This window comes from Bilifractor sp. LCP21S3_F8 (assembly GCF_052117805.1).
In the GTDB taxonomy this organism is placed as follows: domain Bacteria; phylum Bacillota; class Clostridia; order Lachnospirales; family Lachnospiraceae; genus Bilifractor.
On the sequence record NZ_JBQKIK010000005.1, the window covers coordinates 142,049 to 163,179 of the forward strand.

Annotated in this window: 18 protein-coding genes; 4 read left to right on the plus strand and 14 right to left on the minus strand. The window is 50.2% G+C overall.

Going from position 1 to position 21,131, the window contains the following annotated elements:
• Positions 1-43: 43 nt before the first annotated feature.
• Together pap and ACTQ3A_RS04240 are read right to left on the minus strand one after the other, a co-directional pair.
• Positions 44-1,522, minus strand: a complete 1,479-nt coding sequence (gene pap / locus ACTQ3A_RS04235; RefSeq protein ID WP_441494139.1) for a polyphosphate:AMP phosphotransferase — start codon at positions 1,520-1,522, stop codon at positions 44-46.
• Between the two features lie 491 nt (positions 1,523-2,013).
• Entirely contained in the window at positions 2,014-3,480 is a 1,467-nt protein-coding gene (locus ACTQ3A_RS04240) for a radical SAM protein (protein WP_441100747.1), read from the minus strand.
• A gap of 564 nt (positions 3,481-4,044) precedes the next feature.
• On the opposite strand from ACTQ3A_RS04240, the gene asnB reads away from it, so the two are divergent.
• Entirely contained in the window at positions 4,045-5,967 is a 1,923-nt protein-coding gene (gene asnB / locus ACTQ3A_RS04245) for an asparagine synthase (glutamine-hydrolyzing) (RefSeq protein WP_441100748.1), read from the plus strand.
• Positions 5,968-6,186: 219 nt separating this feature from the next.
• Here asnB and ACTQ3A_RS04250 read toward each other — a convergent pair whose 3' ends face one another.
• From ACTQ3A_RS04250 to ACTQ3A_RS04275, 6 genes are all read right to left on the minus strand, one after another.
• The gene (locus ACTQ3A_RS04250) at positions 6,187-6,459 is read right to left on the minus strand and encodes a FeoB-associated Cys-rich membrane protein (RefSeq protein ID WP_441100749.1); all 273 of its coding nucleotides are present in this window, start codon (positions 6,457-6,459) and stop codon (positions 6,187-6,189) included.
• 249 nt (positions 6,460-6,708) lie between these two features.
• On the minus strand, positions 6,709-8,853 hold the full coding sequence (gene feoB / locus ACTQ3A_RS04255) for a ferrous iron transport protein B (protein WP_441100750.1): 2,145 nt from the start codon (positions 8,851-8,853) through the stop codon (positions 6,709-6,711).
• A 180-nt stretch (positions 8,854-9,033) separates the two neighbouring features.
• Positions 9,034-9,255 (minus strand): FeoA family protein, encoded by a 222-nt coding sequence (locus ACTQ3A_RS04260; RefSeq protein WP_441100751.1) that lies wholly within the window; start codon positions 9,253-9,255, stop codon positions 9,034-9,036.
• Positions 9,256-9,301: 46 nt separating this feature from the next.
• Entirely contained in the window at positions 9,302-9,523 is a 222-nt protein-coding gene (locus ACTQ3A_RS04265; protein ID WP_441100752.1) for a FeoA family protein, read from the minus strand.
• Positions 9,524-9,910: 387 nt separating this feature from the next.
• Positions 9,911-10,672, minus strand: a complete 762-nt coding sequence (locus ACTQ3A_RS04270; RefSeq protein ID WP_441494140.1) for an ATP-binding protein — start codon at positions 10,670-10,672, stop codon at positions 9,911-9,913.
• Complete coding sequence (locus ACTQ3A_RS04275) at positions 10,669-10,938, minus strand: hypothetical protein (protein ID WP_441100754.1); 270 nt, start codon at positions 10,936-10,938, stop codon at positions 10,669-10,671. The genes ACTQ3A_RS04270 and ACTQ3A_RS04275 overlap by 4 nt, the downstream gene beginning before the upstream one ends.
• A 562-nt stretch (positions 10,939-11,500) precedes the next feature.
• On the opposite strand from ACTQ3A_RS04275, the gene ACTQ3A_RS04280 reads away from it, so the two are divergent.
• Both ACTQ3A_RS04280 and ACTQ3A_RS04285 read left to right on the plus strand, forming a co-directional pair.
• A complete protein-coding gene (locus ACTQ3A_RS04280; RefSeq protein ID WP_441100755.1) occupies positions 11,501-11,899 on the plus strand; it encodes a metal-dependent transcriptional regulator in 399 nt (132 codons plus the stop codon).
• Between the two features lie 99 nt (positions 11,900-11,998).
• Complete coding sequence (locus ACTQ3A_RS04285) at positions 11,999-12,265, plus strand: heavy-metal-associated domain-containing protein (protein WP_441100756.1); 267 nt, start codon at positions 11,999-12,001, stop codon at positions 12,263-12,265.
• Between the two features lie 460 nt (positions 12,266-12,725).
• Here ACTQ3A_RS04285 and ACTQ3A_RS04290 read toward each other — a convergent pair whose 3' ends face one another.
• Positions 12,726-13,976, minus strand: coding sequence for an AI-2E family transporter (locus ACTQ3A_RS04290; RefSeq protein ID WP_441494141.1), 1,251 nt, complete (start codon positions 13,974-13,976; stop codon positions 12,726-12,728).
• A 232-nt stretch (positions 13,977-14,208) separates the two neighbouring features.
• On the opposite strand from ACTQ3A_RS04290, the gene yfbR reads away from it, so the two are divergent.
• A complete protein-coding gene (yfbR, locus tag ACTQ3A_RS04295) occupies positions 14,209-14,841 on the plus strand; it encodes a 5'-deoxynucleotidase (RefSeq protein WP_441494142.1) in 633 nt (210 codons plus the stop codon).
• Here yfbR and ACTQ3A_RS04300 read toward each other — a convergent pair.
• The 5 genes from ACTQ3A_RS04300 to ACTQ3A_RS04320 all read right to left on the minus strand — a co-directional run bounded on the left by ACTQ3A_RS04300 (position 14,798) and on the right by ACTQ3A_RS04320 (position 20,737).
• Positions 14,798-15,103: an AzlD domain-containing protein gene (locus ACTQ3A_RS04300; RefSeq protein ID WP_441494143.1), complete on the minus strand. Its 306-nt coding sequence runs from the start codon at positions 15,101-15,103 to the stop codon at positions 14,798-14,800. The two genes, yfbR and ACTQ3A_RS04300, sit on opposite strands and share 44 nt — an antisense overlap.
• Position 15,104: 1 nt before the next feature.
• Positions 15,105-15,782, minus strand: a complete 678-nt coding sequence (locus ACTQ3A_RS04305) for an AzlC family ABC transporter permease (protein WP_441495251.1) — start codon at positions 15,780-15,782, stop codon at positions 15,105-15,107.
• 288 nt (positions 15,783-16,070) lie between these two features.
• Positions 16,071-16,955 (minus strand): methionyl aminopeptidase, encoded by an 885-nt coding sequence (locus ACTQ3A_RS04310; RefSeq protein ID WP_441494147.1) that lies wholly within the window; start codon positions 16,953-16,955, stop codon positions 16,071-16,073.
• An 88-nt stretch (positions 16,956-17,043) separates the two neighbouring features.
• Entirely contained in the window at positions 17,044-18,819 is a 1,776-nt protein-coding gene (gene thrS, locus ACTQ3A_RS04315; RefSeq protein ID WP_441494144.1) for a threonine--tRNA ligase, read from the minus strand.
• 394 nt (positions 18,820-19,213) lie between these two features.
• Entirely contained in the window at positions 19,214-20,737 is a 1,524-nt protein-coding gene (locus ACTQ3A_RS04320) for an AAA family ATPase (protein WP_441100819.1), read from the minus strand.
• Positions 20,738-21,131: the final 394 nt, after the last annotated feature.

The following is a 21,131-nucleotide window of genomic DNA, read 5'->3' on the forward strand; positions in this document are numbered from 1 at the left end:
CCGGCACGCGTTACAAAGCGTGCCGGGGCAGCCGGGCATGAGGTTATTTCTCTCCGCACGCCTCCCGGATTCGCTTAATCACAATCCGCAGCGCCTTGATACGGGCATATTTCTTATCATCAGATTCCAGAATGTACCAGGGCGCAAAGGTCGTGCTCGTCTTCCGGATCATCTCATTTACCGCTCCTTCATACAAATCCCATTTGTCCCGGTTTCTCCAGTCCTCATCCGTGATCTTCCATTGCTTTTCCGGCGTGTTCTGCCGTTCCGTGAACCGCTCGAGCTGAGTCTCGTTGTCAATCTGCACCCAGAACTTGATCACAACCGCTCCCCAGTCCGTCAGTTCCTTTTCAAACTCATTAATCTCATTATAGGCCCGCTGCCAGTCGTTCTCAGAGCAGAAGCCCTCTAGCCGCTCCACCATGACTCTTCCATACCAGGTCCGGTCAAAAATCGCGATATGGCCGGTCTTCGGGAGTCTGGTCCAGAATCGCCACAGAAAATGTCTCGCCTTCTCGTGAGGCTCCGGACTTGCGATCGGATGCACCTCATATCCCCGCGGATCGAGAGCTCCCGCAACTCTCTTGATGTTGCCTCCCTTCCCTGCCGCGTCCCAGCCCTCATAGGCGATGATCACCGGTATCTTCTTGCGGTAAAGCTCGTAATGCAGATGGTTCAGTTCCTTCTGAAGTCTGCTGAGCTCCTCCCGATACGTCTCCTCAGACATCGTCTTGTCCTTCAGGGAAATGTCCGCAAGCTTCGGCATCTGCTTCAGGGGGAATGGGTTCTGCAGAATCGGAGCCGCCAGTGCCTGATTTTTCAGTGCCGTGTCAATGCCCTGATTCAGGAACCGCAGAACCTGAAGCTCCGCCCATTTCTTGTCATCCGCGTCGATGATATACCAGGGCGCGACAGAACGGTTGGTATCCTCCAGAAAGCGGTCATACACCTCCAGGCATTTTCCGTAATTTCTGTTCTCCTTCCGATCCTCACCGTTTACCCGCCAGCGGGTATTCTTGTCCGCCGCGAGTGCCTCCAGCCGTTTCTTCTGCTCCTTCCTGCCGATCTGGAAGAAAAACTTCAAAATCAGATATCCATTGTCGTGAAGCGACCGCTCCGTCGTGTTGATGCTGTGAATTTTCTGCTTGTACTCCTCTTCGCTCATTTCTCCGGACATCACCCCGTTTGCGACTTCCTCCAGCCAGTAGGTATCAAAAAAAGTAAATTTTCCCGCCTCCGGGATCTCGAGCAGATACCGATAGAGGAACGGATACCTTTTCTCATCGGCAGTCGGCGCCGCAAAATTTTTGACCTTGAAAAACCGGGGATCAATGTTCCGGATCACCTTGCCGATCACGCTCCCCTTTCCGGCGGCACCCCAGCCCTCAAAAATCACCATGACCGGAAGCTTTGCCTCCTTGATCTTCAGCTGATAGCCGGCAAGCTGCTCCCGCGCCGTTTTAAGTTCCTCTTTGATCTCCTCCCTCTCAGGCGGAACTGTCTTCACGAAATCCTTTAACATGCTGCACCCTCCCTTTTTTCTGTATATATTATGATTTTATCACTTTTTCACGAACATTTCACCTCGCAATGCTTATACAATAAACCACCATGCGATAAGTCGTGCCACACACAGTATAAGTCCCCGCGTCACTTCGCTGCTTCGCAGCTTCCGTGCCGCTAACAGGTGACCGACTTCGTCGGTCTGTCGCGGCGTTCGCCCCACCGCTTCACACTTTGTGTGAGCGGATGTGGCTCACTGCTCGCGCATATTCGCACTTCCGTGCCGCTTACGCGTCACTTCGTGCTCATACCTGTTGTCGTCGCTAATGTTCTTGCCCACTGGTGAGCAAGCTCCCCGTGGGCCAAGAACATTGCGACTGGACTTATACAGTAAAAGGGGCTGCCTTGCGAATTTCTTCGCAGGGCAGCCCCGGATTCGTCCATTTATAAAATTTAATGTATCTGACTGACAGTTAAACTGCCGGATAGATTCCAGACGGACAGGATCCATTATTCGTTAGCAGCATGCTCAAATGCCGCAAGCTCCGGATGCTCTCTCTTTTCCTTGGTGTAGTTCTCGTAGGTCGGCTTCTTGTGTTTCTCGCTCGCCCAGATACGGTCTGCAACCGGTGCCCAGTTCTTAGCGTAATCGTCACACTTCTCACAGAGCTCCTCTGCGGATTCCGGTGCCTCCTCGTTGGTCTGGTGTGCTCCCGTCTCCTTCACCATCTCACGAAGCAGCTTCGGGTTCTCAAGCATCGGGCAGGGACGAAGATGGTTGCGGTTGAACGGCTGTCCCTCGTGATATGCCATAAACAGCGGGCTCTGAAGCATCTCCAGAATGGAGTTGTCATGAATGTTCGTATTGGAGTAGTGGATAAATACGCAGGGCTCTGCGTCTCCGCTTGCATTAATATGGAAGTAGTTTCTTCCGCCCGCGATACATCCGCCTACATACTCTCCGTCGTTCTGGAAATCCATCGGATAGAACTGAATCGGACACTCCGCGGAACGAATGTAGCGGATTCTGTTGATCATATACTCTCTCTGCTCCGGAGTCGGCAGCAGTGCCGGTACCGCGTTCTGACCGGTCGGCATATAGTGGAAATAGAATCCGAACTTAGCGCCCTTCTCCTCCAGAAGATGGAAGAAGTCATCGCTCGTAACCGCATCGATGTTTGCCTTAGTATAGCAGATCGATGTACCAAAGAGAATTCCGTACTCATGCAGAAGATCCATCGCCTTCATAACTGCCGCGTAATGACCCTCGCCTCGTCTTGCGTCATTCGTATCCGGTGTTCCCTCGATAGAAAGGAAGAAGGTCATATTGCCCAGACGCGCGATCTCCTTCACCAGATCCTCATCGATCAGGGTAGAATTGGAGAAGGCTGCGAAATAGCAGTCATGATGCTTCTCCATCAGCTTCAGGATATCTTTCTTACGGACCATCGGTTCTCCGCCGGTCATCAGATACAGGTATACGCCAAGCTCCTTGCCCTGTGTGATGATCTTGTCCATGTCCTCAAAGGACAGGTTGTTCTTGTGGCCATATGTGCCGGACCAACATCCCTCACAGTGCATATTGCACGCGGAGGTCGGATCAAACAGGATCAGCCACGGAATATTGCAGTTATACTTCTCGCGGTTTGCACGGATTGTCTTCGTGCCGCGAAGGAATGCTTCATATCCAAGATTCAGCAGTGTCATCTTGGCAAACTGCGGATTGGTCTCATCAATGATCTGGTCAATGAATTTCATCCATTTATTGTCCGGATCCTGAATCGCCTTCTTTACGGCTTCCACCTTTTCCTCAGAAAAAGCCTTATTTCCAAAAAACTTCTCTGCCCATCCCATGAAGGTCAGGTAGGTCTGTCTTTTATCTTTACTATTCTTTGCGCTCTTTAATAAACCATCGATTACAACTTCAACAGCCTTACGCTCTGCTGCATGCTTAACGTAACCAAGTGTAGATGCCATGATATTGTCTCCTCCTTATCATTTCTCTTGGATTATATGCTTCAAACCGTTTTCCGTCCATCGGACAAACTCACGTTTATGTCTCAAAATCCTCCCTGTTTTCCCACTTCAAAAAAACTGTTACCCTGTTTTTATCTGTTTTCCGATCATTCGGCTGAACCCATCTATGCAAAATCTGTCTATTATCCGTGACTGCGTACGAGACACAGGCCGGATCCTCTTCCATTTCTTCTGCATGATTTCGACTCCAATCTCTTCTTGTTTGGCATGATTTCGACTCCAATCTCTTCCTAATAAGTTTTATTATCCTGCCCCGCCTCTTATGCCGCCTTATTCTTCTTTATTTTCCCTTCTCGATTTCTTCTTATTAATTCTGCTACCCTGCCCCGCCTCTTATGCCGTCTTATTCTTCTTCATTTTTCCTTCTCGATTTTTCCTTATTAATTTTACTATCTTGCCCCTGTTCTTAAGCTGTCTTATAATAGATTGGTTCCCGGGGACACCCGCGCGGCACGTCTCCGTGGTGAAGGTCTGCTATAAGAGATAAAAGAAAGGAATAAATATATGTGTGGAATCTGCGGATTTACCGGAACTGATGTAGAGCAGAAACCAATTCTGACAAATATGATGAACCGGATGATACACCGGGGCCCGGACGGCGGAGGCCAGTATATCGGCCCGGATATCGCCATGGGACACCGACGTCTCTCCATCATTGATCTGACAGATGCCGGAACCCAGCCTATGTACAACGAAGACCGCACCCTCGTATGTACCTTTAACGGCGAAATCTACAATTACAAGGAGCTGAAGAAGGAACTGCAGGCGAGCGGTCACATCTTTACCAGCAGCTCCGACACAGAGGTTCTCCTCCACGGCTATGAACAGTGGGGCACCTCGATGCTCGACCGCCTCAGAGGCATGTTTGCTTTCGTTCTGTGGGACACTAAGAAGAAGGAAATGTTCGCCGCCAGAGATATGTTTGGCATTAAACCTCTTTATTATACAGAAATTAACGGAAACATCATCTACGCATCTGAGATCAAGAGTATACTGGAATACCCGCTCTATCAGAAGGAAGTTAATCTCAAGGCTCTGGAGCAGTATCTCTCCTTCGAATACTCCGTCCTCCCGGAAACCTTCTTCAAGGGTGTCTTCAAGCTGATGCCGGGACATTACATGATCTGGAAAAACGGCAGCAAAACGATCACCCGCTACTTTGATCCGATGCTGACTCCCTCGAAGGATCCCGTCGACCACGCGAAGCTGGTCGATCAGATCGACGAGACCATGCAGGATTCGATCCGCTATCATATGGTCAGCGACGTGGAAGTAGCCTCTCTTCTCTCGAGCGGCGTAGATTCCAGCTATGTGGCCTGTCATTTCCACGGCTCACGCACCTACACGGTTGGATTTGATTACGAGAAATACAACGAGATCCCCTATGCGCAGGAGCTCTCAAAAACGCTCGGGATCGAAAACCACAGCAAGGTGATCTCCACAGAGGAATACTGGAAAGAGCTTCCCAGAATTCAGTACTTCATGGACGAGCCCCTGGCGGACGCCTCTGCCTCCGCCCTCTATTTTGTGGACCGCGAGGCTGCGAAGGATGTCAAGGTAATCCTCTCCGGAGAGGGATCCGATGAGCTGTTCGGCGGATACACAATTTACCATGAGCCCATGTCTCTTGCCGGCTACCAGAAGCTCCCGAAGGCACTGCGCCGTGGAATTGCCGCCGTAGCGGAAAAAATCCCCGGTCACCCGAAGGGAAAGAGCTTCGTCATCCGCGGTTCCAAGGATGTCGAGGAGCGATTCATCGGAAATGCCAACGTCTACGATATGAAGCTGAGAAACAAGGTTCTGAAATACCCGAGTGCCGGTTCTGCGCCGTACACTCTCACAAAGCCTTTCTACGACAAGGTGAAAAACCTCAAGGACACCGAGAAGATGCAGTATATCGACCTTAATTTCTGGCTGATCGGCGATATCCTGCTGAAGGCGGACAAAATGAGCATGGCTCATTCCATCGAGAGCCGCGTTCCCTTCCTCGACAGAGAGGTCTTTAATCTCGCGAAGAACATCCCGCTCTCCGAGAAGGTCACCGACGACAACACAAAAGTCTGCTTCCGCGAGGCAGCTCACCGCTACCTGTCAGATGCGCAGGCGAAGAAAAAGAAGCTTGGCTTCCCGGTTCCGATCCGTGTATGGCTGCGTCAGGACAAGTACTACAATATTGTAAAGAAAGAATTTACGAGCGATATTGCTGAGAAATTCTTCCACACTGACGAACTCGTCAGGATTCTGGACGCCCATAAGGAGGGCAAAGAGGATTACGCACGCCACATCTGGGTGGTATACATGTTCCTGCTCTGGTACAAAGAGTACTTCGTTGATGGTGAATGCAGCGTCTCCATCGAGGATGAGCTGGAATATGAGCGGATCCGCAAGAACAACAGAAACGCGACGATGAATAACATCGGCGCGTAAGACTGCAGCCGGACTTCTCCAGGCAAAAATCGAAAAAGAGAGTGTCACTTGTTTAGTGGCACTCTCTTTTTCGAATTAAACCGTCCTCAAGCGGGCAGTTTTTATCTTTTTTACCTCACGACTGTTTAACTGATGATCCGCTTCGGCGCTATCTGCGGCCAGTACTGCCCGGCAGCAGCGGTATCCATGTTCGCTGCCCTTCTGAACTAAGCTCTGATCTCAGCACTTCCGGACGTCGGTCCTTGTCTCGTTCCAGATGTTCTCCAGAGCCTGGTCTCGAAAACTCCTGTCTTCCATATAGTTCGCGGCATGATCTCCTTCGCGGTTCTTTCTTCCGTGCTTTCGTCCACCGGAAGTCTTTATGCTGCAGCTTCCTCCGCAGGAGCAGCTGCTGCCGCATCCCTCACAGGAATCCGGATGCTTCAATGTATATCTGAGCGCAAAAACAACTGCAGCGACAACAAGTGCAAGTATAAGAATTGTTCCTGCCATGGTCACACCTCCTGTTCATTTCAGAGTTTAATACCTTTAACCATTATTGTCAATATCAAACTCTAAATTTACAACACTTCATATCAAACACTAAATTTTCAGCACTTCAACAGACAAATATTCCGCAGACCCTCTGTCATCCTCTTCCGGCAGGCAGATACCAGATTCTGGCACTTTCCCGCCCCGTTTCAAGCTGACAGCAGCGCTGCGGAACTTTTTTCACATATTAATCATTTAGCAATCTGCGTGTTATGCCATTGCCCGTTCTCCGGTATATTTCCTTGACGGTCTGCGGAACAGCGCCCAGATTACGAACGCTACGATCAGGATCGCTGCCACAGTCGCGGCCGTAAATACGCCGCCCGTCACCAGCAGTCCGATGTTATAGACAATCAGGGAGAAGCAGTAGCCGACAGCCATCTGGAAGCCGAAGGTGATCCAGCCCCATTTTCTTGTGCCCTGCTCACGGAACGCTGTTGCGATTGCCACAAGGCAAGGAGCATCAAAGATATTGAACAGCATGAAGGAAAGTCCGGCAAGCTTGTTTCCGTTGAACATCGAGAAGATCGCGTTCTGCACATCCACCTCGCCGTCGCTTGCCGCATGTGCCAAAAGCGCCAGTGTTGCCGGAGCCTGCTCCTTTGCCAGCTCTGCGGACACAGATGCGACAGCGGCTCTCCAGTTGCCAAAACCGAGCGGACGGAAGATCACAGCAATTCCCTCACCGATATATTTCAGGAAGGACTGCTCAACGTCCGCAGTGTAACCGGATCCGTTGAAGTTCATCAGGAACCACAGTGCCGCGCAGGCGATGAAGATAATCGTTCCGGCCTTGATCATGTATGCTTTTACTCTCTCCCACACATGGATCAGAACACCTTTGATGGACGGAACATGATATGCAGGAAGCTCCATGACGAAGGGTGCCGGATCTCCTGCAAAATAGCCGACCTTCTTCAGGCAGATACCGGAAATTACAACAATTGCGATTCCGAGGAAATACATGGAAGTCGGAATCAGGGAATTACCCGGGAAGAAAGTTGAGGACATGATCGCTACGATTTCCATCTTCGCGCCGCACGGAAGGAAGGTTGCGAGCATGATCGTCATCCGTCTGTCTTTCTCATTCTCGATGGTTCTGGAGGCCATGATTGCGGGTACGCCGCAACCGGTTCCGACAAGCATCGGAATGAAGGATTTTCCGGAAAGTCCGAATCTGCGGAAAATACGGTCCATGATAAAAGCAACACGAGCCATATATCCGGAGTCCTCCAGAATCGAAACAAACAGGAACAGAACCGCCATCTGCGGAACAAATCCGAGAACCGTTCCGACACCTCCTATGATACCGTCAACGATCAGTCCCTGGAGCCATGGCGCGCAATTTGCTGAAGTCAGAGCAGCGGTAACGCCGTTGTTGATCCAGGTTCCGAAAAGTACATCGTTGGTCCAGTCCGTCATAACGGTACCAATAGACCAGACATGCGATCCTACTGCGATATCGTATACCAGCCACATGATTCCGATGAAAATCGGAATGGCCGCCCAGCGGTTTGTTACAATGCGGTCAATTTTGTCGGAAATGGTCAGCGCGCCCTTTTGTCTTCCCTTAACAACAGACTTGGATATGACATTCTGGATATAGGTGTATCTGGCGTTGGTGATGATGGATTCCGCATCGTCATCCTCGTCCGCCTCTGTTTTTGAGACGATCTTCTCAATTTCGTCCTTCACGGAATTGCTCAGGCTGATCTTCTCGATAGCCTTCTCATCTCTCTCAAAAAGCTTTACCGCATACCACTCGAGGTTTGTATCATCAACCGTACCGCGGATCAGTGCCTTGATGGACTCCAGCGCCTCCTGTACCTTACCGGTGTAGATCTGAGGGATAACCGCTCTTTTTCCGGATCGGACAACTTCAAGACATTTTTCCGCTGCCTCCCTGCTTCCCTCGCCCTTAAGGGCACTCATTTCCACGACGTCACAGCCAAGCTCCGCCGAAAGCTTTTTCATGTTGATCTTGTCGCCGTTTTTTCTGACAAGATCCATCATATTCAGAGCGATTACAGACGGAATGCCGATCTCCAGAAGCTGTGTTGTCAGATACAGATTTCGCTCAATATTGGTAGCATCGATAATGTTCAGAATCGCATCCGGCTTTTCTTCAACCAAGTAATTCCTGGATACCACTTCCTCAAGCGAATACGGAGAGAGCGAATAAATACCCGGAAGGTCCTGAATGATAACATCCCGGTTTCCTCTCAGCTTTCCTTCCTTCTTCTCAACGGTTACTCCCGGCCAGTTACCCACATACTGCGTGCTTCCGGTCAGATCATTGAACAGCGTTGTTTTTCCGCAGTTCGGATTGCCTGCAAGCGCAATCTTGATTGCCATGTCCTTCCTCCTGTTACTCGTTTTATATTTAATGTGTTGCTCTATGTTTTACCTGCTGCATTTGTATTCGTGACCCATCACGTATACTGTGATCCGTCACCCGTGAAAGAGTCTCTTTTAACAAATGTAAGTCTGGACTAACTTTATGTCCATAAAAAAACGCATTCTCCCGGACGGCAATCATGCCATCTCAAGAATATCTGCGTCTGCCTTTCGAAGAGAAAGTTCATATCCTCTCACAGTGATCTCTACCGGATCTCCGAGGGGTGCCACCTTCCGGACGTAAATCTCGGTTCCCTTGGTAATCCCCATGTCCATGATTCTTCTCTTTGTTTTTCCCTCGCCGTGTATCTTCACCACGGTTGAAGTCTCACCGACTCCAATGTCTCTCAGTGTCTTCATCTGTTCCTCCTGATAGTATTTCTGTTCTTCCTTCCCGACTTGTCGCTCATGCCGCGGAAACCATGATCCGCGAAGCCATTTCCTTGACGAGTGCAAGCGAGGAATCCTTGATCTTGATGATCAGATTCCCGCCGTGCGAAGAAATGACCTGAATCTCAGCGCCGACCACAAACCCCAGATCCTCCAGGTGTTTCTTTGTTTCGGCGGCACCACTGACCTTTCTGACAATAACCCAGTCTCCCTCTGATGCAAATGTTAATGGAAGCATATCAGTTCCTCCTTCCGCTACTCATTTTGCTGTCATTGCTGACATCGGGCCTGCTGGTGCATATGCCACATACGGGCAGGTCCTTCACGGCTGTATCTGCGCATAAGGTAGAACAGTCTTACTGTTGTTAGATATATATCATCTCAGCAAGAACAGTCTAATTGTTTTTCATGGTAATGTCAAGGGCAAAATCCCGGAGCAGCTGCAAAAAACGTACCTCCTTACGCAGGCGCAGAAAGCCAGAATCCCCGCACAGATGAAGATCCCCGCGCAGACACAAGAAAGCCGCACCCCCTTACGCAGGCGCAGAAAGCCAGAATCCCCGCACAGATGAAGAACACTGCATCTGTGCGGGGATCTCAACAGGATCAGTTCCGGCAAAAACTATTAATCTTCGACGATTCTTCCGTCGATACCGATGGTCACAACGTTCCACGGAAGGAATTTTCCGCTGTTTTTCAATGCGTTCTCCGCCGCATACTGCAGTCCTCCGCAGCACGGGACTTCCATCCGCACGATAGTGACACTCTTGATGTCATTCCGCTCGATAATTGCCTGAAGCTTGTCTGTGTAGTCCAACGGGTCAAGCTTCGGACAGCCTACGAGAACGACATGATTTCTGATAAAATCCTCATGAAAACGCGCGTAGGCATAAGCCGTGCAGTCTGCCGCAATCAGAAGCTTTGCTCCGCTGAAAAACGGAGCGACTACGGGAACCAGCCGAAGCTGAACTGGCCATGTCGTCAGGCAGCTGACTGGTTCAGCCGCGCGGCGGCTGTCGCCTGCCTCATTTCCGAAAGCTTCGGAAGGACGTGTTTTTCCTCCTTCTTCTCCCTCGTCAGACACGTTATCCCGGTTGATCATCCGAAGCCTGCTTCCAGGACATCCGTGGAACTCTGTTTCTTCCTGTCTCATTTTCATTCTCTCCTTGACTGCTTCTCTGTCATACTCTTCTGCTTCTCTCTCAGTGATCGTGATCGCCCCCGCCGGACATTCCGGGAGACAGTCCCCGAACCCATCGCAGTAGCTGTCACTGATCAGGTGTGCTTTTCCGTTCACCATCTCAATTGCGCCTTCATGACACGCTTTCGCACAGAGACCGCAGCCGTTACATTTTTCTTCATCTATATGTACAATTTTCCGGATCATTTATTTGCCTCCGCCTCTCTTCTCTCCTTCTGCTTCTTCGCGACGGCCATCAGCTGCTCATAAGCTTCCTCGCCGACGCACTGCTTTGCGTACGCACACCACTGCACACAGCTCAGCGCATCATTATACACGACAAACCCGCAGTTCTCACACTTTACTTCTGTATCTGTGGAGAACATCTCAATCAGATGTCCGCACCTCGGACATTTTTTCTCCGTGATTGTCGGAGTCTTATCTCTTCCCTGACATCCCATCATTACTGCCATCGCAATTACCTCCGTTCTCAACACCGGCAGACGGGCATTCCGCGCCCTCTATGCTCACTGCCCTCTGCCTGAATGCGGAAACAATATATCATATATTTATGTTTTCTTCCGTATCATTTGTTACGAACAAGCACACTTAACGGATCGTGGGCGCCCGATGCAGGGCACACGTACCCCCGGTACATGCGTGTGCCCTGCACGGTATTACAGGGTCAAAACGCGGCTGCTGGTCGGCATGACCCCCGGTATATGCGTGTGACCTTCAACACGCATTGATCTTGTTTGGCTTTTAATTTTATGCAATTCGAAAATCACATTTATCGCAAACTAATGTTTAATTATTCTAACATGAATTAAAAAGTGTCTTGAAATAATACAGGAATAATGATAATCTGTTTCGTATAAGCATTTAAGTATTTAACGCTTATGGATAACAAGTTCAATTGATTTATATCAGATACGTTCTCATGATATTTACTTTTCGCGGACGCTTTGCGATCACCAATATACAATCATGACACGTTCTCCTATCATGGATTTACAGGAAAGCAGGTAAATAATTATGACCATACAGAAATCAGCGGAAGATTATCTTGAAGCAATGCTAATGATGAAGGAACAGCACGGATATATCCGTTCCATTGACATCGCCGATCATCTCGGCGTAACCAAGCCCAGCGTCAGCTACGCGACCAAGCGTCTGCGTGAAAACGGATTTATCACCATGGATCATTCCGGCTTCATTACTCTGACCGACAGCGGCATGGAGATTGCGGACCGCATTTACAGCCGCCACAAGATGCTCACCGACTTTTTTACCGCCATCGGCGTTTCTCCCGAAATTGCAAGGACTGACGCCTGCAAGGTCGAACATGACATCAGCGAGGAAACCTTCAAGGCAATGTCCAGGTACAATGAAATCCTGAAAGAGACGCAGAACAAGGCAGCAGCTGAATCCTGAGACAAGAACGTTCTCCTTTCCGCTTGACCATAACTGTTCAAATGCTATAATATATGTTAATTGCAGTTAACTGCATGGAAGCATGGAAAGGAGAACAAAATGTATAAGACTACAGCATCCATTGAAGGCATGAGCTGCGGTATGTGTGAAGCTCATATCTGCGATGTCATACGCAAGACTTTTCCCCGCGCAAAGAAGGTTTCCGCCTCTCATATCAAGAACACTGCCACCTTCCTGACAGATGATGAAATTGACAGCAGTCTGCTGAAGGAATGTATCGAGGAAACCGGTTATCACTATAAAGGATGCCGGACGGAACCTTTCGAGAAAAAGGGGCTCTTCCACTTCGGAAAATCCAAGGACTGAATCTGGTCCAAAAAATCCGATAATTTATTTAAAAAATGTTTGACATTTCTAACTTGTTGTGATATTGTATTAACCGCAGTTAGTAATCACTAACTGCGCTGCATACAAAATCCTTTCAAAATTGTGATGTCCGGAACGCCACGGACATCGCGGCCGCTTTGGCGCTGCCGTGCATTATCCTAAGCGGGGAATGCAGATCCCTCCGCACCGGCTCCCGGACCTCTCCGGGCAGGGAGCCGGAGAAAATCTGCATTCCAGAAAAAATGCGCGGCAGTCCAATCCGCCGGCCTTACGAAGGACTGCGGACACGCAGTGTGCAGCAACAGACATTTGGGAATGTATACCCATCATAACTAAATGGGACGTGCCCATCACACGCCCCGCCTCCTCAAATGAGAGGTGGCCTCATCACCCACCTCTAATATCTATCCGAAGCACTGCCTCCCATCAAGGCAGTGCTTTATTTGGGTTCTGCGCCTCTCTCGTCCGCCGCTTCCTCTCTTCTCTCTGACGCCGGTTCCGCGCTTTCATTCCGGCCAGCCTCATGGCCGTTTTTTTCTGCCTGTGCCCGCTCCCTGTCACGTTTCTTGCTCTTCCGGTTTTCCAGTACCACCAGAATATAATTGTTGTATACATAATCCGAAATTGCCGCGAACGGAATTGCCAGAAGTATTCCGGGTACGCCGAACATTCTTCCTCCGACAATAATGCAGACGAGAATCCACACCGATGAGACACCCAGCGTGTTGCCAAAAAGCTTTGGCTTGATGACATAACCGTCAATTGTCTGCAGAATAATTGTAAAAATGATAAACCACAGAGCGTGCCATGGATTGTTCAGCACAAGGATAAACGCGCCGACAACCCCGCCGACGATCGGTCCGAAGGTCGGCGCCAGATTTGTCACTCCCACCACCACGGAAATCAAAAGATTATAGGGCAGACCCGCAATCAGGAAAAACACAAAGTTTGAAACTCCGATGATCAGCGCGTCCAGAAGTTCTCCAACGATATAACGGATCATGATTGTATTGCAGTGATTCCAGAATTTACAGGAGCTCTGGAACATCCGTTCTGAGAGAATCGCGTGCATCAGCTTTCCGAACCCCGCCTGAAGCCTGCTCTTGTCCGCAAGAAAATAGATCGACATGATCACGGCAATCACCCAGGTCATGATGTTTCTGCCGATCGAAAACGACGTATTGATGATGCTGTCTACATTAGATGGGATTTTCCCCACTATGGTATCCAAAAGCGCCTGACCGCCGTTGAGAATCTTGGAAAAATCAAACCTTGATCCGGCTGCCTTCTCCTGCAGATTCGCGAGGAGCGTTCGAATCTCATCCGCATATACATTGACATTATTGAAGAAAGTAATTATGCTGTTTACAATCTGCGGGATCAATGCCACCATCAGGAACACAAATCCGGCCAGAATAATCAGGATCGTACAGACAACGGCCAGATTTCTCCGGGCTGTCTCCCTGCGCATCCGCCGGAACACGTAGTGTTCGAATACCTTGGTCAGCGGATCCATGACATACGCGATAATCAGCGCGATAATTACCGGATTGATAAAACCGAAGAAGGCAGCGATGCCTCTGCCAACCACATCAAGATGCGAAAAAAACAAATATACAAAAACGCCGATGCTGATTGCCAGCGCATTGGATGCCCAACGGTTTTTCAGGATGTTTTTGTTGAACTTCATAGGTCACTCCCGGAGTTGTAAGATACAGATTTATGCGCTGCGGTTGCCTCCGCTCGGTTCACACGGCCGGCTTCCCGCATGTTCCATAGTAATATAGTTCCTGTTTTAATGCAAGAAGGATGCTTGTCCGCAAACACCATAAGACACCGTACGCATACGCCAACGGGCACTGCCCCTTTCATTAAACCTCCGGTCGATCGAAGGATTATTTCCATACAGAAAGGACGCTTATATGCAGCACAATTTTTTTGCCACGATCTCAAGAATGAAATATATTGAAAGATGGGCGCTCATGCGCAATTCCAGACCGGAAAACCTCAGCGAGCATTCCCTTGACGTCGCCATGATCTCTCACGCGCTCTGCGTCATAGGAAATGTAAGATACGGGAGACATCTGAACGCAGAAAAGGCCGCACTCTGCGGCCTGTACCACGATGCGTCGGAAATTATAACCGGTGATATGCCTACGCCTGTGAAATACGCGAATCAGAAGCTGAAAACAGCCTATAAGGAAGTGGAGGCGGACTCCGAAAACCGTCTGCTCGATGAACTTCCGGATGATCTCCGTCCCGCCTTTGAAGAGATTTTCCATGCAGAGAGCACGGAAGAAGAGCACTATATGCGCCGTCTGGTCAAGGCCGCCGATAAAATCTCCGCGCTCATCAAATGTATCGAGGAGGAGAATTCCGGCAACCGGGAATTCCGGACAGCGAAATCAACCACTGAAGAATCCATCCGTCATCTCGCCGCTGAAATGCCGGAGGTAACCGACTTCGTGAACGAATTTCTTCCTTCATATGGAAGGACTCTCGATGAACTGCTCACAGAATCAGTCCGACCAAAAACACAACCGCACAACAGCTGATCGCCACTGCGAAAAGATCTTCTGTGATCCACGCCACAATCAGCCCGACAATCAATGCCGCCGCGCCTGCCGCAACGTGATTGGTGGCCGTGAGAATGGCCGGAAAGGTCATCACCGCCAGAGTCACATACGGGACATAATAAAGAAAGGACCGGAACCACCTGCTGCGGATCGGTTTCCGGATGAACAGAAACGGCAGAAGCCGGATGGCATAAATGGTCAGTGCCATGATCAGCAGAGAAAGATATATGTTTTCTGACATCTCAGTTCACCTCTCCCTTCTCTGCAGATTCCTCTACCTCTTCTCGCGGACGCAATGCCGCCGCGATTCCCGCAATAACAATGGTCAGAATAATGACCCGGAAGCCGGAGGAGATATCGTCAAGTCCCGGAATCACGGAAAACAGCCAGCTTGCAAGCATCGATACAGCTACCAGACCGCCGATAAAATGATTTTTCTTCGCCGGCGGAATAATGATCGCAAGGAACATCCCGTACATGGCGACACCGAGCGCATTGGAAGCCCAGGCCGGCAGGATATTCCCCATCAGCACGCCGAGAACCGTCCCCGCACACCAGCCCGTAACCGAAACGGCAGTAATCCCGTAGGTATACCGCGGATCGAGGAAGCCGTCCACAGAGACGGACAGTCCAAAGATCTCATCCGTCATACAGTAGGCCAGGAGAAACCTGTGCAGGGGGCTGCTCTTCGGATCAAGCTTCTGTGTGAGCGAGCAGCTCATGAGAAAATACCGGAGATTGACAATGACTGACGTCGTGATCATCTCAAAGATGCCCGCGCCCGCGGCGATCAGATTAATCGCCGCGAACTGTCCTGCAGACGCCACCATCGTCAGCGACATCACAAAAGACTGCACACTGTTCATTCCGGCGTTTCTAGCCGAGATTCCCAGTGCGAACGAAACGGCAAAATAACCCATACAGATCGGAATTCCGTTGCGCAGCCCGTACGCGAACCATCCCGTTGCAGAATGGGGCACCTTTTTCTTTTTCCCCACAGTATCCATCATATCCCCCTGCACACTTCCTTTACTGCCTTATCACAGAGCAGCAAAAACCTCTTCATCTCTACCAAATCTACCGGAATGCCACCGCATCCGCCCTCGAACCGACAAGCTAAAGAATTCCTCAACCCAAAATACGTGTAGTTTTCAGAGCATTACCGCATCCTCGCACCGACGGTCCAAAGAGTTCTTCATCCGAAGGCCTCAGTACGCAATGACCTCGCATCCGTCCTCTGTCACAAGCACCTGTACCTCCCACTGCGCGGACGGAAGACCGTCCTCGGTATAGATCGTCCAGCCGTTTTCCTCATCCTGGAAAATATCATCGCGGCCCATATTCACCATTGGCTCAATTGTGAAGCACATACCCGGTACCATCAGCATCTCCGTCCCCGGAACACTGACGTAGCTCACCCATGGATCCTCATGGAATTCAATTCCGCACCCGTGGCCTCCGATTTCACGCACAACGCTGTAGCCATTCTCCACCGCATGCTGATGAACCGCATTTCCCATGTCCCCAAGACACGTCCACGGCTTCACGTTCTTAATGCCGATCTCGACACATTCCTTCGTGACATCCACAAGCTTTTTCTTCTCCGATGATACGTTCCCCATGCAGAACATGCGGGAGGAATCCGAAAAATAGCCATGATAAATGGTGGAAACATCTACGTTGATGATGTCTCCGTCCTTCAGGATAACATCCGGAGAGGGAATGCCGTGACACACCTCCTCATTAATCGAGGTACACACGCTCTTCGGGAACCCCTCATAATTCAACGGTGCGGGGATTCCGCCCATCTTTGTAGTCGTATCATACACGATCCGGTCAATCTCCTCGGTACTCATACCGATCTTTATTCTGGACGCAACCTCGTCGAGCACTGCGATGTTGATTTTCGCGCTGGCCTTGATTCCCTCGACCTGCTCCGGTGTCTTGATCAGCTTTCTTTCGGGAACGATAAATCCCTTTACTTCAAATTCACGGATTTTTTCATCAAAATCCATATGGCAATGTTTATACTTCTTTCCGCTTCCGCACCAGCATGGCGCGTTGCGGTCTAATTTCTTATCTTTGAACTGCATATCTGCACACTCTCTTTCTGTAATCGGAACGGGAAAACCGAAAGCGGCTGCCGCAGAATGGATCTGCAGCAGCCGCATGGGTTCATCATCATTCTGCTGTATCAATCAGCTCCTTCAGATGCTCTCTGTCCATCTTCGTGCACATGGCAACAAGCTGATCCAGCGGTACATTGTGAAGCTGCTGCTTCTGACCGCGAACCGTAATGGATACGGTATCCGAAGATGCCTCCTGGTCGCCGACAACAACGATATACGGATCCTTGAAGGTCTTGTAGGTCTTGATCTTCTCGTTCATGTTCTTGTCCGCGTAATCAACCTCTACACGGATACCCGCGTTCTTGAGGGCGTTTACAACCTTCTTCGCGTAGTCGTTATGCTCCGGACGGATCGGAACAACAGCCACCTGATACGGGCTCAGCCAGAACGGGAAAGCTCCCTTGTAGTTTTCGATCAGAATACCGATGAAACGCTCCATCGATCCGAAGATCGCGCGGTGAATCATTACCGGCTGCTTTACGGAGCCGTCCTGTGCCGCGTACTTCATATCAAAATTCAGCGGAAGCTGGAAGTCCAGCTGGATGGTGCCCATCTGCCATTCTCTTCCGAGAGCATCTTTCATCTTAAGATCGATCTTCGGTCCGTAGAATGCTCCGTCGCCCTCGTTCACCTCATAGTTGCCCGGTCCGTATACATCGTCCAGAATATCCTTCAGATCCTTCTCGGCTTTGTCCCATACCTTGATGTCACCCATATAATCATCCGGTCTGGTGGAAAGTTCAGCCTTGTAGGTCAATCCGAAGGTTCCGTAGATCTGTGTCGCGATGCTCATGATATCCTTGATTTCAGAAGCGATCTGCTCCTCAGCCACAAGGATATGCGCGTCATCCTGACGGAACATCTGAACACGGAAAAGACCGTTCAGTTCTCCGGATTTTTCTTTTCTGTGGATGACATCTACCTGATTGATGCGGAACGGAAGATCTCTGTAAGAGCGCAGATGCTTCTTGTACACCAGAATCGCGTTCGGGCAGTTCATCGGCTTGCACGCATAGTAATCGCTCTCATCCTCCTTGACACCCGGGATGATGAACATATTCTCTTTATAGTGGCCCCAGTGACCGGAAGTCTGCCAGAGTCTGGAGTTGCTGAGAACCGGTCCGGAAATCTCCTGATATCCGTGATCCTCATGAATTCCTCTCCAGAAATTCAGAAGAGCGTTGAACATCTTCCAGCCGCGGGGAAGCCAGTAAGGCATTCCGGGAGCGCTCTCGTCGAACATAAACAGTTCAAGCTGCGGTCCGAGCTTCTTGTGATCGCGCTCCGCGGCCTCGCGCAGGAGCTTTTTATACTCCTTGAGCTGCTGTTTGTCCGGAAATGCGGTGACATATATTCTCTGAAGCTGATCCCTGTTCTCATCACCTCTCCAATACGCGCCGGAAATGGAGCGAACCTCGAAAGCGACATTCATCAGCTCCTGGGAGTTCTCTACGTGAGGTCCTCTGCACAGGTCAACGTAATCATCGCCGGTATAGTACAGGGTGATGGTTTCGTCTTCCGGAAGCTCCTCGATCAGTTCTGTCTTGAACTTCTGATCCTTGAAAATTTCAAGCGCCTCCGCTTTGGATACAACCTTCCGTGTCCACGGTTCTCTTCTCCGTATCACCTCATGCATCTTGTCTTCGATGGTCTTGTAATCATCGTTGTTCAGCGTCCTCGGAAGTACGAAATCGTAATACAGTCCGTTCTCAATCTGCGGACCGATTGCATACTGTACATTCTCTTTACCGAAGAGTTCAATGACAGCCTTCGCAAGGATATGCGCGAGTGAATGACGATAAACCGCTAAAAATTCTTCTTTTTCCATAGTACGTCTCTCCTTTGCTAAGATCGCTACCAGCGATCTGCCTTATATAACTGTCACGCGCCGCTGCATTGCGCCGCTTTGCCTGACGAGTTCGATTATATACCCTCAGACCCTTATTGTCACCCGAAAATCAAACTTCGGCCGGTGTTTCCCGGAATATTGCGACTATCCTGCCGCTCAAACTGTGCGAAAATATACTTACATCAAGATGTTATAAGTCTTTGCACACGTTACTTACTCCTAGCTTACGCCTCTTGCCTCGCGGGACCGATTTGCGGCTGCTCCGCAGTCTTCCGCTGTCTTCCGTTGTGTCTGCCGTGCTGCCTCTCATCCGAGAATCTGTCTCACCATCAAAGAAATCTGCAAACGCAGACTACTCGCCGGGTGCTACCTCTCATCCGAGAATCTGTCTCACCATCTCCGGCGTGAAGGTGACACCCGCAAGGTTCCCCGTTTCAATCTGATAAAGGGCGTTCGCCGCCAGATGTTCCGCCGCCTGCTCCAGATCACGGCAGCCGGGCATCCGGGCAAATTTCTCAATCACGACATCGACCGCGTCATCCGGAATGATGCACTCTTCTGCCTTCATCCCCATCCGTTTCAGGATCTTCGGAAGAGAAAATCTCGAGAAGATAACCTTCTTTTCTTCCGGCGTATAATCCGGAATATCGATAACCGCGAATCGGCTCATCAGAGGAGCGCTGATCCGAGACTTGTCGTTTGCCGTCGCGATCGGATAGACGCCTCCCGTTGGAATCATGCACTCGATGTAGTTGTCGGTATATCCCAAATTATCCAGAAGTGTCAGCAGAGCGTCCGCAGGATTTGCGCCGGAATCCCCCTGATCTGCCTTATCCAGCTCATTGATGATGAAGACAACATTGTCGGAGCCTGCTCTCGAGAACGCCTCCATGATCAGCCCAGGTTTCGCGTTCGCGTAAACTCTCGGACTTCCGGTCAGTGCCTCCGGATCCGTTATCGCACTCATATCCAGTGATGCCCATGGAAGTTTCAGGATCCTCGCGACCGCATAGGCGATCTGCGATTTTCCCACACCGGCAGGACCGGCCAGAAGGAGTCCATAGGCAGGAAGAGTGTGTGTGCGGTTGATCTGGATGATCGTCTCAATGATTCTCTGTTTCACCTTTTCCAGTCCGTACAGCTCCTCGTCGAGAATTTCACGGGCCCGCTTCGGATCGATCGACTCAAACCATGCGCCCTTCCACTGAATATTCAGCATCATGGAAAGCGCACGCTGCGCATGCCGTCTCTCGTCCTGGCTGATGGTATTGGTCCGGATCAGAGACAGATTCCGCTGTGCCCATCTCCGGATATTCGACGGAAGGACAGCTCCCGCACACGCCAGAAAATCCGTCATGCTTGAAATGTCCGTCAGCTTTACCTGCTCTTCCTGTTCCTCCGCTTCCTCCTCCAGGTCAGATTCCTCCTGAAATCTCCCCGCCAGAATCCGTCCGATCGTCATCTGCAGAAATCCGTCCGTGCCCGCGGCAACCTTTCCCGAATAATTGACCGCATGAACCTTGTAAATTCCGAAACCATCCGCCATCTGACAGCCGGACAGCCTTACCGGAACCTGATTTTCTCCCAGCCATCTGATCAGCCGTTCAAACCTGCGGTCCACCCTGAGGATATCGGTATACTCCGGACCGGCCCCGGTCTTATACTCAAACCCTGTCCTTCTCGAAGGATTCATGAAATTACCTGTAACATGGTGCTTCAGTTTTTCCCCAGACGGCTGTCTCAGTATGAGAAACGGATGCTCCGGATTCGCTGTGTCCGCCTCAGAATCAAATGTCGTATAGGTACATACGGGGCCATCAGGACTTTTTGCCTTCTTCGCCTCACGAAGAGATTTCAGGTCAAATACCTGGCTGCCTCTTGACTGGATTTCCGTCATTTCAATTCCTCCGATAGATAAAAATATAAGAACGTTGTCTTCAGCTGATAAGTTATGGTGCCCTCCGGAGTTCAGCTGCCACAATACAGATCCCAGAGTATACCTGTCACAGCGAATTTGCCACAATAGGCCTGCCGGATTGCAGTTGTTTCTTAACGTACTCTTTGAGTCTAACAAAATCGGCTTCGCAAATCAATATTTGCATATGCGACGCGCGTGACGATCCTGTCTGCGTTTTCGAAGAGCTTATACACTAACGGCCATACGATACATCGTACCACAAACTGTATAAGCTACGGATTGCTCCGTGCTTCGCACTCCCGCAATCCTACAGGTGACCGACTTCGTCGGTCTGTCGCGGCGTTCGCCCCACCGCTTCACACTTTGTGTGAGC